Origin of the sequence: Methylosinus trichosporium OB3b, assembly GCF_002752655.1 — a bacterium.
Lineage (GTDB): Bacteria > Pseudomonadota > Alphaproteobacteria > Rhizobiales > Beijerinckiaceae > Methylosinus > Methylosinus trichosporium.
Map to the genome: position 1 here is coordinate 3,733,419 of NZ_CP023737.1, position 13,555 is coordinate 3,746,973.

Sequence of the window (13,555 nt, forward strand, 5' to 3'; positions counted from 1 at the left end):
TCGATCGAACGATTCCGTTCGAATCGGAAAGCGCTCCGAGCAAAAGAAAAGCCCGGCCGCGAACGGCCGGGCTCTCTCAGCCTCGTGAGACAGAGGCGATCAGTAGCGGGCGACGACCGGAGCGGGCGTGAACAGGTTGAAGTGATAGTTCACGCCGGCGCGCACCGTGTTGATCTGGGTGCGGTGACGATTGTTCCAGGCCCAGGCGCCCAGTCCGACCACGGCCGGATTATATCCGGGAAGGGCCGCCAGCAGCCAAGCGCCGTTGTTGTTGTTATTGTTATTGTCGAGTTCCGTGTAGAGATATTCGATCTTCGCCGACCAGTTGGGGAGGAAGGCCCATTCGATGCCGCCGCCCGCGGTCCAGCCGGTGCGGAGCTGGCCGTTGTTGCCGCCCCACCAGCTGAACAGGTCGTTGCGATTCACCTCGCCATAGCCGAAGCCGCCGGTGCCGTAGATCAGCAGGCGGGAGTCGAGCAGAGCGACGCCGAGGCGGCCGCGGACGGTGCCGAACCACGGCACGCGCTCGTTATTGTTGTTGTTCCACCAGTTGCTCCAGCCCACGCCGCCATAGCCCCACCAATTATTGTTGTTGTTGCCGCCGCCGATGCTCGTGCCCTGGAAATCGGTCTCCAGGCCGACGACGAACATCGGGCTCAGCTGATAATTATAGCCGATCTGCAGGCCGCCCGAGACGCCGCCGTTCGAGCCGCTGTTGTTGTTGTTCCAACCCCAACCGCCCCAATTGTTCCAGTCGTTGTTGCGGGTGATCCAGCTGCCGCCGAGATTGAGGCCGACATAGGGACCGGTCCAGGAGAAGACCGGCGGCGGAACAAACACCGGCGCCTCCTTGCGGGACGGCAGATCGGCGGCGGCGGCCGAGCCGGCAACCAGCGCTGCGGCGACCGCGAGGGCGGAAAACTTGATATTCATAGATAGCTCCTTCGATTCATAAAAAATGGCGCGCGCACGCCAATCGCTGTTCGGCTCGTGCGTCACAAGCATTTGAACCGCCACGAAGCGAAGATTTCGTAAATGAGCCGCGCTGTAAACTGCCTCCTCGCGTGGAACGACATGTTTTCGCCATTTAAATCGTCGGTGTTGCAAACCAGCACCCTTAAGTATCAGCGAGACTGCTTCGCATTTATACGTAATGTTGCTGGATATACATCCGTAGGCTTACCTAGCGCCGTTCCCGCCGCGCCGCTCGACGGGCGATTGCGCGGCGCGCGTCCGGCGCCGTATACAGCCCGCCAAAACGCACGGGGGAGACATGTTCGATCTGACCGGCAAGACGGCTCTGGTGACCGGCGCGAGCGGCGGCATCGGCAGCGACATCGCACGCGCCCTGCATTCGCGCGGCGCGGCCGTCGCGCTCTCGGGCACGCGCCGCGAGGCGCTGGAGGCGCTGGTCGGCGAGCTCGGCGAGCGCGCCCATGCGCTGCCTTGCGATCTCGCCGACAAGGCGCAGACCGAGGCGCTGGTCCCCGCGGCCGAGAAGGCGCTCGGCGGCCTCGACATCCTCGTCAACAACGCCGGCATGACCCGCGACATGCTGTTCATGCGGCTCAAGGACGAGGATTGGGAGGCGGTGCTCAACGTCAACCTCACCTCGGCCTTCCGGCTGTCGCGGGCGGCGCTGCGGGGGATGATGCGCAAGCGCCACGGCCGAATCATCGGCATCACCTCGATCGTCGGCGTGACCGGCAATCCGGGACAGGGCAATTACGCGGCTTCCAAGGCCGGCATGATCGGCATGACCAAATCGCTGGCGGCCGAGGTCGCCTCGCGCGGCATCACGGTCAATTGCGTCGCTCCGGGCTTCATCGCGACGCCGATGACGGATGCGCTGAACGACGCGCAAAAGGAGGCGATCCTGCGCGCCGTGCCGGCCGGGCGGCTCGGAGCCGGCGCGGACGTGGCCGGCGCCGTCGTCTATCTGGCGAGTGAGGAGGCGGCCTATGTCACCGGCCAGACTCTCCATGTGAACGGCGGAATGGCGATGATCTGAAGCGATGGCGAAGGGGCGCGCGCCCCCTCGCCACGGCGAATGAATTATGCTACCAGACGCGACGCTGGCCGGGGGGAGACGCCGTTCGTAGAGTCGGGCGAGCCTCCGGTTCGTTTCCCGAGTGGCGATATTCCGCCGCAATCGCGCGAGCCGAGCAACGGGCAACGGGTAAGGTGAAGAGGTTTACCCCCTGAACGATCGAGCGCGGCCGGGTCGATGTCGTCCGGCGCCGCGAGATCGGTATCAGCAGAACAATCGAACGAGGATCAGAACAGATGAGCGATGTCGCCGAGCGCGTTAAGAAGATCGTTGTCGAACATCTCGGCGTCGAGCCCGACAAGGTGATCGACAAGGCGAATTTCATCGATGATCTCGGAGCCGACTCGCTCGACACGGTCGAGCTGGTCATGGCCTTCGAGGAGGAGTTCGGCGTCGAGATTCCCGACGACGCGGCCGAGACGATTCTCACGGTCGGCGACGCTGTCGCCTTCCTGGAAAAAGCCAAGGCCGCCTGAGGGCGGTCGTCGGCCGCGCGGCGCAGACGGTCCGTTTCGGATCGGCGTCGCGTTTTCTCGTGAGGGGCGGCGTCCTTTGGACGCGGAGTGAGAGCAGCGCTCGAGAGCAATCATGCGCAGGGTGGTGGTTACTGGGCTCGGCATCGTGTCGCCGCTGGGCTGCGGCGTCGACGTCAATTGGAAAAAGCTGATCGCCGGCGGGCACGGGTTTCGCCGCATCGATACATTCGAGGCGTCGGATCTGGCCTGCCAGATCGCAGGAATCGTGCCGCGCGGCGACGGCTCGAACGGCAGCTTCGACGCCGACGCCTGGTTCGAGCCGAAGGAGCAGCGCAAGGTCGACGATTTCATCGTCTATGCGGCGAGCGCCGCGACCCAGGCGCTGGCCGACGCAGGCTGGAAGGCGGACACGCCGGAGAAGCAGGAGTCGACCGGCGTGCTGATCGGCTCCGGCATCGGCGGACTCGGCGGCATCTATGAGACGTCGCTCATCCTGAAGGAGAAGGGCCCGCGCCGCGTGTCGCCTTTCTTCATCTCGGGCCGCATCATCAATCTGGCCTCCGGCTATGTGTCGATCATGCACGGCCTCAAGGGGCCCAATCATGCGGTGGTGACCGCCTGCTCGACCGGCGCGCACGCCATCGGCGACGCGGGCCGGCTGATCGCGCTCGGCGAGGCCGAGGTGATGGTGGCGGGCGGCGCCGAATCGCCGGTCAACCGCATCGGCGTGGCCGGCTTCGCCGCCTGCCGCGCGCTGTCCACCGGCTTCAACGACCGTCCCGAAGCGGGGTCGCGTCCCTATGACCGCGACCGCGACGGCTTCGTGATGGGCGAGGGCGCCGGCGTCGTCGTGCTCGAATCCTATGAGCACGCCAAGGCTCGCGGCGCGCACATCTACGCGGAGCTGGTCGGCTATGGCATGTCGGGCGACGCCTATCACATCACCGCTCCGGCTCCGGACGGCGACGGGGCCTATCGCTGCATGTCGGCGGCGCTGAAGCGCGCCGGCCTGAGCATCTCGGATGTGGATTACGTGAATGCGCATGGCACCTCGACGCCGCTCGGCGACGAGATCGAGCTTTCCGCCGTGCATCGGCTGATCGGCAATGAGGAGCCGAAGCTGTCGATGTCCTCGACAAAATCGGCGATCGGCCATCTGCTCGGCGCGGCCGGCGCAGTCGAGGCGATCTATTCGATCCTCGCCATGCGGCACAATATCGCGCCGCCGACGCGCAATCTCGACAATCCATCGGTCGAGACGGCGGTGGATCTCGTTCCGCATGTGGCGCGCGAACGCAGAATCGACATTGCTTTGTCCAACTCCTTCGGCTTCGGCGGCACCAACGCCTCGCTGGTGTTCCGCCGCGTGCAATAGCCGGGCTGTTTCTTTCGCGCTATATGGAGAGCGGCCGCGCCTCCGTCCCTCCACGCGGCCGCGATGCAATTGAGCCGATCGACGACGCGACCGACGAAACGCAAAGACGGAGTGCTCCGATGAGCGACGCTCAGAACGGCCCGCCCGACCAGCCGGAGCAAGGCTCGCGCGAGCCGGACGGTCAGAATTCGTCGTCTTTCTTTCGTCGCCGGGCGAGCCGGCAGGCGCAGCCGGACGCGCCGCCTCCGCCGCCGCGCCGCTCCAAGCGGCGCGAGGGCGCGCTCTCGGCGCTCAGCGGCTTTTTGTCGGTGCTGCTCCTGTTCGCCATCGCCGGCGTGTTCGGCGTCATCGCGGTCATGCACAAGCTGCGCGAGCCGGGTCCTCTCGGCGCCGAGAAGATCGTTTATATCGCGCCGCGCAGCGACGTCCCCGACATTCTCGCGACGCTCGAGCGCGAGGGCGTCATCGACAGCCCGATGCTGATGAATATCGCGCTGCTGATCGAGGGCGCCCGCTCGAAGCTGAAGCCGGGCGAATATTTGTTCAAGCAGAACTCCAGCCTGCGGGAAGTGATGGACGAGCTCGTCGGCGGCCGCCAGCTGCTGCATGGCGTCACCGTTCCCGAGGGGCTCACCACGGAGCAGGTGCTGGGGCGTCTGCGCGACAATGAGGTGCTCGCCGGCGACATGCCGGAGACGCCCAAGGAAGGCGCGCTGCTTCCCGAGACCTACAAGGTCGCGCGCGGCTATCCCCGCGCCAAGCTCCTGATCAAGATGCAGGAGGATCAGCGCAAGTTCCTCGACCATATCTGGTCGCGCCGCTCGCCCGATCTGCCGATCAAGACTCCTTACGAACTCGTCACCCTCGCCTCGATCGTCGAGAAGGAGACCGGCCGCGCCGACGAGCGGCCGCGCGTCGCCGCGGTCTTCGTCAATCGGCTGCGCAAGGGAATGCGGCTGCAGTCCGATCCGACCATCGTCTATGGCCTCGTCGGCGGCAAGGCGACGCTCGGGCGCGGCATTCTGCGCTCCGAGCTCGAGAAATACACGCCCTACAACACTTATGCGATCGAGGGGCTGCCGCCGGGACCGATCGCCAATCCCGGCAAGGCGGCGCTCGAGGCGGCGGCCAATCCCTCGCGCACGCAGGATCTCTATTTCGTCGCCGATGGGACCGGCGGCCATGTGTTCGCAGAGACGCTGGAGCAGCATCAGCGCAATGTGCAGCGCTGGCGGCAGATCGAGCGGGACCAGAAGGAGAAGGGCGTGGACCGCGCCGAGCCCGGCTCGTTCGTCGGTCCGTCGCCGCAGCCTGATCAGGCGCCGCCGGCGCGCCGCCGACGCGGCGAGGCCGATGGAATCGGCCGGCTGATCGCGGTGGACGAGCCGCGCGAGGACCATCCGCGCGGGCTGCGCGTCACCGCCGATCATGGCGCCTTGAAGCGCCTCGGCGCCTATCTGCCGGATGTGCCGCCGCAATTCGCCGGCGAGAATGCGGAGAGCCTGCGCCTCTCCTTCGAGCGCGCCGCCGCGCCGAAGATCGCGCCGCCGCTGTTCACCACGGACTTCGCCGAGCGCGCCCGGCCGGAGACGGCCAATGTCGCGCTGCTGCTCGCCGCGCCGCAGGAGGAGGAGGCGGACGCCGTCGTCGCCGACACGGGCGACGATCTTTCCGATCCTTCGGCGACCTATCCCGTTCCCGATCGTCTGCGCGCCGAGCAGCGCGCGCGGGCGGCGCGACTCGGCCTCGCTCCCGAGCCGGCAGCCGATGACGCCGGCGGCGAGACGGCTGTGGCGGCCGGCGCTCAGGAAGCTGTCGCCGCCGCGGCCGGACGGCGCGGCCGCGCGCGCGCCTTCGACGCTTCGGAAGGCACGCCGCTCGATCCGCTGCGCGACAAGAGCTGGGATTTGAGCTCGCCCAAGACGGTGCCGAATTTGGCGAGCTATCGATGAAGTGAGTGGGGAGTAGGGAGTGGTGGGCAGTGAGTAGTGACTCGCTCCGAGACCACTACTCCCTATTCACTACTCCCTACTCGCCCTCCATAGGAGCAACATGTCCCTCGCCAGCATGACGGGCTTCGCCCGCGCCCATGATACGCTCGGACCATGGCGCTACGCCTGGGAGATCAAGACCGTCAACGCCAAGGGGCTCGACCTGCGGCTGCGCGCGCCGCCCAATTTCGACGCTGTGGAGGTGAAGGCGCGCGCGCTCATCGGCGGGCGCGTCACGCGTGGGGCGTGCTTCGCCGGCCTCACCGCCAAGCGCGACGATTCCGTCGTCGAGACGCGCGTCAATCGCGCCGCGCTCGAGCGTCTGCTGAAAGCGCTCGACGATATTCCTCTGCATGCGTCCCTGCGCCCTGCCTCGCTCGACGGCCTGCTCGCGGTGCGCGGCATCGTCGAGATTGTCGAGCCGGAAGACGACGAGGAGCAGCGCAATGCGCTGGACGCGCAGATTTTGAAGACGCTCGCCACAGCGCTCGATCAACTCGCCGCCTCGCGCCTCGCCGAGGGCGCGGCGCTCTCCGCCGTGCTGACGCAGAGGCTCGACCGCATCGCCGGGCTCACGGCGCAGGCCGAGGCGCTGCCCGGCCGCGGCGCCGAGGCGGTGCGCGCGCGGCTGGCGCAGCAGGTCGCCGCCCTGCTCGACACCGGCGCCGCCTTCGATCCGCAGCGCCTGCATCAGGAGGCGGTGCTGCTCGCGGTCAAGGCCGATATTCGCGAGGAGCTCGATCGATTGAAGGCGCATGTGGGAAGCGCGCGCGATCTGCTCGGGAAGGGCGGGCCGGTCGGCCGCCGGCTCGACTTCATCGCGCAGGAGCTCTCGCGCGAGACCAACACGCTCTGCGCCAAATCCAACGACGGCGCCCTCACCGCGATCGGCCTCGAGCTCAAGATAGAGGTGGAGCAGTGGCGGGAGCAGGTGCAGAATATTGAGTGATGAGCGAATAGCGAATAGGGAGTAGCCAATAGCGAGCACCGAGCCTTCCACTCGCTATTCGCTGCTCGCTATTCGCCATGGACCGCCGATGCCCCATACCCCCGACCGCCGCGGTATAGTTCTCATCCTCTCCTCGCCCTCCGGCGCGGGAAAGACGACGCTGACGCGCATGTTGCTGCAGAGTCGGGAGCTCGACCTCACCTTGTCGATCTCCGTGACGACGCGCGCGCGGCGCTCCAGCGAGGTCGACGGCATCCATTACTCCTTCATCTCGCAGAAGCGCTTCGAAGCGATGCGCGAGTCCGGCGAGCTGCTGGAATGGGCCGAGGTGCACGGCAATTTCTACGGAACGCCGCGCGCCCCGGTCGAGGAGATATTGAACGAGGGGCGCGACGCGCTGTTCGACATCGATTATCAGGGCACGCAGCAGGTGCGCGAGAAGATGGGCGCCGACACCGTCACCGTGTTCATCCTGCCGCCGTCGATGAAAGAGCTGCGCGCGCGGCTCGAGCGGCGCGCCGAGGATTCACGCGAGACGATCGAGCGGCGGCTCGACAACGCCCGCAACGAGATCCAGCGCTGGAAGGCCTATGATTATGTGCTCGTCAATGATGATCTGCAGCGCACCTTCGACGATCTCATCGCCATTTTGCGTTCCGAGCGTCAGCGCCGCCCGCGGCGCATGAAGGGAATCGAGGCTTTCGTGGAGCGCCTGCTCAACGAATGATCGCGCGACGGGCGATCTTGGCGTGATTCAGCCGATTTGATTGGGCTGAAAGAGCGAGCCTGAAGGCTCGCGGTCCAAGCGCGGCCCCTGGACCGCGAGCCTTCAGGCTCGCTCTCGAAGGGCTTCGAATTCGTTTTCACTGATCCAAAGGGGGAAAAGTCGATGCCTGAGACCGGCAATCCATCCTTCGCCGCCGCATTCGCCCTTCTCGCGCTCGCCGGCTGCAATTCCGCGCAGCCGCCGACGGCGAGCGCGCCTGTCGTCGCGAGCCGCACGGTCACTCCACAGAATTTCGCTCTGCCCGCGGGCGAGGGCTGCGCCGGCGCGCTCGCCCGCTATCGCGCCGTGCTCGACAACGACCTCGCCATGGGGCACGTCGGCCAGAGCGTCTACGCGACCATCCAATCGGAGCTGGCGCCGGCCGATTCGGCCTGCGCGGCTGGACGCGGCGGCGCGGCGCTGTCGCTCCTGCGCGCCAGCAAGTCGCGCCACGGCTATCCCGGTTGAGCCTCGCCCCGCGACCATTGGTCCGAGCAAGTTTGGAAGCAATCCGATCTTGCGGCATTGTTGGAGAAACATTGCCATCTTACGATATTATGACAGTTCGATAACGCTCCTCGCACGCGCACGCTGGGCCAATTCTTGCTTTCCCGGAAGCGGAGCTGGCGGGGGGAGACGTCATTCACTTCGAGAGGCCATGACATGACACGTTTCCGCACCCTTCTCGCCATCGCCGCCGCTCTGGCGGGCTCGGCCGCCACCGCCTCCAGCGAGACTGCGCTCGAACTCTCGATCAAGGATCATCGTTTCGAGCCCGCCTCGCTCACGGCTCGCGCCGGCGAGCCGATCGCCATCACGGTGAAAAATTTGGACGCTACGCCGGAGGAGTTCGAGAGCAAGGCGCTCAAGGTCGAGAAGGTGGTCGCCGGCAATGGCGAGATCACCGTGCGGCTGCGGCCGCTGAAGCCCGGCCGCTACGCCTTCGCCGGCGAATATCACGAGGACACGGCCAAGGGCGAGCTGGTCGTCGAGTAAGAGGGAAGCATTCATGCTGGGCGCGCTCATCATCGTCTTTCGCGAGGTCATCGAGGCGGGTCTCGTGATCGGCATCGTGCTCGCGGTCACGCGCGGCGCGCGAGGGGCGCGGCCCTTCATCTTCGGCGGCGTCGCGGCGGGCGCGCTCGGCGCCGGCGTCGTCGCCGTCTTCGCCGACGCTCTGTCGCAGGCGGTCGCCGGCCGCGGCCAGGAATTGTTCAACGCCGGCGTGCTGGCCGTCGCCGTCGTGATGCTCGCCTGGCATAATATCTGGATGGCGCGTCATGGCCGCGAGCTCGCCTCGGAGCTGGCGGCGGTCGGCCGCGCCGCCGTGGCGGGCGAAAAATCCTTTGTGGCGCTCGCCGTCGTCGTCGCTCTCGCCGTGCTGCGCGAGGGGTCGGAAGTGGCGCTGTTCCTCTATGGCATTCTCGCTTCGGGCGAGACCGGAGCGGCGCTGCTGCTCGGCGGGCTCGGCGGCCTCGCGCTCGGCGCGGCGGTGAGCGCGCTCACCTATTTCGGCCTCGTCACCATACCGGCGCGCCATTTGTTCGCGGTGACGACGGCGATGATCACTCTGCTCGCGGCCGGCCTCGCCGCGCAGAGCATCGGCTTTCTGCAGCAGGCCTGGATCGTCACGGCCTTGTCGGAGACCTTGTGGGACACGTCCGCCATCCTGCCGGATTCGAGCGTTTTCGGGCGCGTGCTGCATACGCTGATCGGCTATACCGACCAGCCGACGCAATTGCAGGTCATCGTCTATGTGGCGACTCTGGCGGGAATCGCGATCGCGACCAAGCTCGCCGCGCCGCCCCCGCGCGCGCCGAAGACGGTGCAGGCGCCGGCGGAATAAAGCCGTACGAAGAAAAAGCGGACTCTCGACGCTCTCTCCTTCTCCCACAAGTGGGAGAAGGGACGCCTTTCCTGAGAGGTCTCTGGGCGTCTACTTTCCCGGCTCGTCCGGCGTCGCAATATCGATCTTGCGGATGACGCGCTCCGGCTCGGGGCGCACGAGGTCGATCGACAACAGCCCGTTGAGCAGATCGGCGCCCAGCACCTGCATGCCCTCGGCCAGCAGGAAGGCGCGCTGAAACTGGCGCGCGGCGATGCCGCGATGCAGATACTGCCGCTCGCGATCGTCGGTCTGCTTGCCGCGAATGACCAGCTGATTCTCCTCGAGCGATATGTCGAGCTGGTCGCGCGTGAATCCGGCGACGGCCAAGGTCAACCGCAGCCGCTCGGGGCTGTCCTCGCTGCGCGGAAGGCGTTCGATGTTATAGGGCGGATAGCCGTCCGAGGCCGAGCGGGTGACGCGGTCGAGCGCGCGCTCGATCTCGTCGAACCCCAGCAGAAAAGGGGAATTGAGCGTCGGCAGTCGTGCCATGGCGAAGCCCTCGCGGCGCTTCTCGTGAAATGTCTCGCGAGGCCCGTCATCGGCGCCCCGCGGCGTATATGGAGCCGAAGCTCGACACGATCAAGCGGCGCTTCCGGCACCGCGCATGATCACGTAGCATCGCGAGATGAGCCTCACGCCTTCCTCCATCGACGCTGCGTTCGTGACGCAGGCCGAAGCCTGTCGCAATCTCGGCTCGCCCTTCACCGCGGCGCTCTGCGATATTCTGCGCCGCGATCTCGATGCGCGCAGCGCCTTCGGGCGCCGCATTCTGAGCTGGGGAGAGCGCGCGACGGCCGATGCGCTGCCGCTGCGCGCCGCTGGCGCTCTGCATTTCCTCGCCCGTTCGGGCCGCGCGCCGGAGCTTGCCGCCGTCTATCCCCCGCAGGCGCCGGATGAAGCGGCGCTGCGGCGCGCGCTCGCGAGCGCCATCGCCGCGCATGACGCATCGCTCGCCGCCTTTCTCGATCGGCCGCCGCAGACCAATGAGACGGCGCGATCCTCGATCCTGCTGGGCGCCGCGCTCTGCGTCGCCGATCTGGTGAAGCGGCCGCTCGAAGTGCTGGAGATCGGCGCCAGCGCCGGGCTCAATCTCCATTTCGACCGCTACGCCTTCGAACTCGGCGTCGGCTGTTGGGGGGCGCCCGACGCCGGATTGAGGCTCGTCTGCGACTGGCGCGGCGAGCCGCCGCCGCTCGCCGCGCCGCTCGAGATCGCCGCGCGCGCCGGCTGCGACGTCGATCCGCTCGATCCCGCGCTCGCCGCCGATCGCGAGCGCCTGCTCGCTTATGTCTGGCCCGACCAGACCGAACGCCTCGCGCGCGTGGAGCGGGCGCTGGCGCTGGCGGCGCGGCGCGACGAGCGGGTCGCGCGCGCCGACGCCGGCGATTTTCTCGCCGCGCGCCTCGCCGCGCCGCTCGCGCCCGGCCGCGCCCGGCTGCTGCATCACACTATCGTCTGGCAATATCTGCCGCTGGAAACGAAGACGCGCGCCAAAGCCGCGATCGCGGCGGCGGGGGCGGCGGCGACGCCACAGGCGCCCTTCGCCTGGGCGCGCATGGAGGCCGACGGCGACATGCGCTCGGCCGCCGTCACGCTGACATTATGGCCGGGCGGCGAGAGCGTGGCGCTCGGCCGCGCCGACTTCCACGGACGCTGGGCGCAGTGGAATGCGCGGGCGCTGTCTCCTATGTCTTGATGTTGCGACCCAACGACTCCTGCGGCGACGCGTCATGCTTTCATGGTTGCGCGCCGCTCGGCTTGGTGGGAGCATCGCGGTCACGGAGCCGACAAGGTTTCCACTCGCCGGCGCCGGCAACGGGAGCGGGTCATGAGTGAGACGAAAACGTCCGGCGAGACGAGAGCCGCAGGCGCGCGTCTGGTCGCGCTGGTGGGCCCCTTTCAGAGCGGCAAGACGAGCCTGTTCGAGTGCCTGCTGGCGCGATGCGGCGCGATCGCGCGCCAGGGCTTCGTGCGCGACGGGACCAGCGTCGGCGATTCCTCGCCCGAGGCGCGCGCCCATGCGATGAGCGTCGAGAGCAATGTCGGCGGCGTCGATTATCTCGGCGACCGCTATGTGTTCGTCGATTGCCCCGGCTCGGTCGAATTCGCCCATGAGCAGCGTCAGCTCCTGCCTGTCGCCGACGCCGCCATCGTGGTCGCCGAGGCCGATCCGCGCAAGCTGCCGGCGCTTCAGCTCGTGCTGCGCGCGGTCGAGGACGCCGGCGTTCCGCATTTCATCTTCCTCAACAAGATCGACGCCGCCGCCGGCAATCTGCGCGAGACGCTCTCGTTCCTGCAGTCGGTCTCGCGAACGCCTTTGCTGCTGCGGCAAATCCCGATTTGGAACAACGGCATTGCGGTCGGCTTCATCGATCTCGCTCTGGAGCGCGCCTATGTCTATCGCGAGCATGCGCCTTCCGAGGTGATCGACATTCCGCCCGGCGAGACCGTCCTCGAGAAGGAGGCGCGCTATTCCATGCTGGAGCGGCTCGCCGATTACGACGACGCGCTGATGGAGGAACTGATCACCGATATCGAGCCGCCGCGCGATCAGGTGTTCGACGATCTCGCCAAGGAATTGCGAGGCGGCCATGTCGCGCCGGTGTTCGTCGGCGCGGCCGAGCGCGGCGCCGGCGTCACGCGGCTCATGAAGGCGCTGCGTCACGAGGCGCCGGGGATCGGCGCGACGCGGGCGCGGCTCGGCGTCGCCGACGCGGGTCCGGCGCTGGCGCAGGTGATCCGCGCCGTCCATACGCCGCATGGCGGCAAGCTGTCGCTGGCGCGCGTGCTGCGCGGAAGCTTTCACGACGGCCAGCCGGTCGTCGGCGCCTCGGGCGTCGAGGACAAGATCTCCGGCCTCGCCTCGCTGATCGGCGGCGCCGCGACGAAGCAGTCCGTGGCCGAGGCCGGCGACACGCTCGCCTTCGGCCGGCTCGAGCATGCCGCGATCGGCGATATTCTGAGCGCCGAGACGCATGGCCCGGCGCCCGCTCCGGCGAAGATCGAGACGCCGGCTCCGGTCTATGCGCTGGCGCTCGCGGTGAAGGATCGAAAGGACGAGATGCGGCTCACCGCCGCGCTCGCCAAGCTGATCGACGAGGACCCGTCGCTCGTCTTCGTTCACGATCAGCAGCTCGGCGAGATGAAGCTGCTGGGCCAGGGCGAGATGCATATTCGCGTTGCGCTGGAGCGGCTCGCCTCCCGTTACGGCGTCACTGTCGCGACGCATCCGCCGGCCGTCGGCTACCGGGAGACGATCCGCCGCGCGGTGAGCGTGCGCGGCCGGCACAAGAAGCAGTCGGGCGGCCATGGCCAGTTCGGCGACGTCGTGCTCGAAGTCGGTCCGCGCGGGCGCGGCGAGGGCTTCGGCTTCGTCGAGCGGGTCCATGGCGGAGTTGTGCCAAAACAATACTACTCATCGGTCGAGGCCGGCTGCCGCGACGCGCTGGTCCACGGCCCACTCGGCTTTCCGGTCGTCGATGTCGAGGCGGTTCTGGTCGACGGCTCCTATCACAGCGTCGATTCCTCCGACATGGCGTTCCGCATCGCCGCCCGCATCGGAATGACCGAGGCGCTCGGCAAGGCGGAGCCGCTGCTGCTCGAGCCCCTGCTCGCCGTGGTGATGCGCACGCCGAGCGACGCCATGTCGCGCGCCGCCTCCCTCGTGACCGCGCGGCGTGGGCAAATACTCGGATTTCGCGCGCGTTCCGGCTGGGACGGCTGGGACGAGATCGAGGCGCTGATCCCCGAGGCGGAGATCGGCGACCTCATCATCGAGCTGCGCTCGGCCACCTCCGGCGCCGGCAGTTTCGAGGCCGCCTTCGATCATCTCGCCGAGGTGGTGGGGCGGCAGGCGCGCGAGGTCGTCGCCGCGCGAGGAGCCGCTGCGGATCGCTGACCGCGGAAGCCTGTCCCGGTTAGAAACGGCGAGTTTCTGGCTCGCTTCTTGATCCGGGCTGAGAGGCGTCTCAGCGCTGTATCATTTTGGCAAAGTCGATGCGGCGACATGGCGGCGTCGACGGCGTTCGCCGTCGCGCCGCCGATTGTCTGCGCGTGCCGT

At 67.6% G+C, this 13,555-nt stretch carries 13 protein-coding genes; 11 read left to right on the forward strand and 2 right to left on the reverse strand.

Annotation, left to right across the window (positions count from 1 at the left end):
* Positions 1–99: 99 nt before the first annotated feature.
* Positions 100–933, reverse strand: a complete 834-nt coding sequence (locus tag CQW49_RS17730; RefSeq protein ID WP_003608268.1) for an outer membrane protein — start codon at positions 931–933, stop codon at positions 100–102.
* A gap of 340 nt (positions 934–1,273) precedes the next feature.
* On the opposite strand from CQW49_RS17730, the gene fabG reads away from it, so the two are divergent.
* The 9 genes from fabG to CQW49_RS17775 all read left to right on the forward strand — a co-directional run bounded on the left by fabG (position 1,274) and on the right by CQW49_RS17775 (position 9,453).
* Complete coding sequence (fabG, locus tag CQW49_RS17735) at positions 1,274–2,011, forward strand: 3-oxoacyl-[acyl-carrier-protein] reductase (protein WP_003608266.1); 738 nt, start codon at positions 1,274–1,276, stop codon at positions 2,009–2,011.
* A 275-nt stretch (positions 2,012–2,286) separates the two neighbouring features.
* On the forward strand, positions 2,287–2,526 hold the full coding sequence (locus tag CQW49_RS17740; RefSeq protein WP_003608264.1) for an acyl carrier protein: 240 nt from the start codon (positions 2,287–2,289) through the stop codon (positions 2,524–2,526).
* A gap of 112 nt (positions 2,527–2,638) precedes the next feature.
* Positions 2,639–3,901, forward strand: coding sequence for a beta-ketoacyl-ACP synthase II (gene fabF, locus CQW49_RS17745; protein ID WP_003608262.1), 1,263 nt, complete (start codon positions 2,639–2,641; stop codon positions 3,899–3,901).
* 119 nt (positions 3,902–4,020) lie between these two features.
* On the forward strand, positions 4,021–5,853 hold the full coding sequence (mltG, locus tag CQW49_RS17750; RefSeq protein WP_003608260.1) for an endolytic transglycosylase MltG: 1,833 nt from the start codon (positions 4,021–4,023) through the stop codon (positions 5,851–5,853).
* Between the two features lie 100 nt (positions 5,854–5,953).
* Positions 5,954–6,841, forward strand: a complete 888-nt coding sequence (locus CQW49_RS17755) for a YicC/YloC family endoribonuclease (RefSeq protein WP_003608258.1) — start codon at positions 5,954–5,956, stop codon at positions 6,839–6,841.
* Between the two features lie 88 nt (positions 6,842–6,929).
* Entirely contained in the window at positions 6,930–7,568 is a 639-nt protein-coding gene (gene gmk / locus CQW49_RS17760) for a guanylate kinase (RefSeq protein ID WP_003608257.1), read from the forward strand.
* Between the two features lie 162 nt (positions 7,569–7,730).
* Positions 7,731–8,075, forward strand: a complete 345-nt coding sequence (locus tag CQW49_RS17765; RefSeq protein WP_003608255.1) for a hypothetical protein — start codon at positions 7,731–7,733, stop codon at positions 8,073–8,075.
* Between the two features lie 195 nt (positions 8,076–8,270).
* Positions 8,271–8,603, forward strand: coding sequence for a cupredoxin domain-containing protein (locus tag CQW49_RS17770; RefSeq protein WP_003608252.1), 333 nt, complete (start codon positions 8,271–8,273; stop codon positions 8,601–8,603).
* A gap of 13 nt (positions 8,604–8,616) precedes the next feature.
* Positions 8,617–9,453 (forward strand): FTR1 family iron permease, encoded by an 837-nt coding sequence (locus CQW49_RS17775; RefSeq protein ID WP_003608251.1) that lies wholly within the window; start codon positions 8,617–8,619, stop codon positions 9,451–9,453.
* A gap of 90 nt (positions 9,454–9,543) precedes the next feature.
* Here the strand turns inward: CQW49_RS17775 and CQW49_RS17780 are convergent, their stop codons facing one another.
* Positions 9,544–9,984 carry an Hsp20 family protein gene (locus CQW49_RS17780; protein WP_003608249.1) on the reverse strand — a complete coding sequence of 147 codons (441 nt, stop codon included), beginning with the start codon at positions 9,982–9,984 and terminating at the stop codon, positions 9,544–9,546.
* Between the two features lie 136 nt (positions 9,985–10,120).
* Between CQW49_RS17780 and CQW49_RS17785 the strand changes: the two genes are divergently transcribed.
* Entirely contained in the window at positions 10,121–11,191 is a 1,071-nt protein-coding gene (locus tag CQW49_RS17785; protein WP_024749540.1) for a DUF2332 domain-containing protein, read from the forward strand.
* A gap of 132 nt (positions 11,192–11,323) precedes the next feature.
* Positions 11,324–13,393 (forward strand): elongation factor G, encoded by a 2,070-nt coding sequence (locus CQW49_RS17790; protein ID WP_003610332.1) that lies wholly within the window; start codon positions 11,324–11,326, stop codon positions 13,391–13,393.
* Positions 13,394–13,555 lie beyond the last annotated feature (162 nt).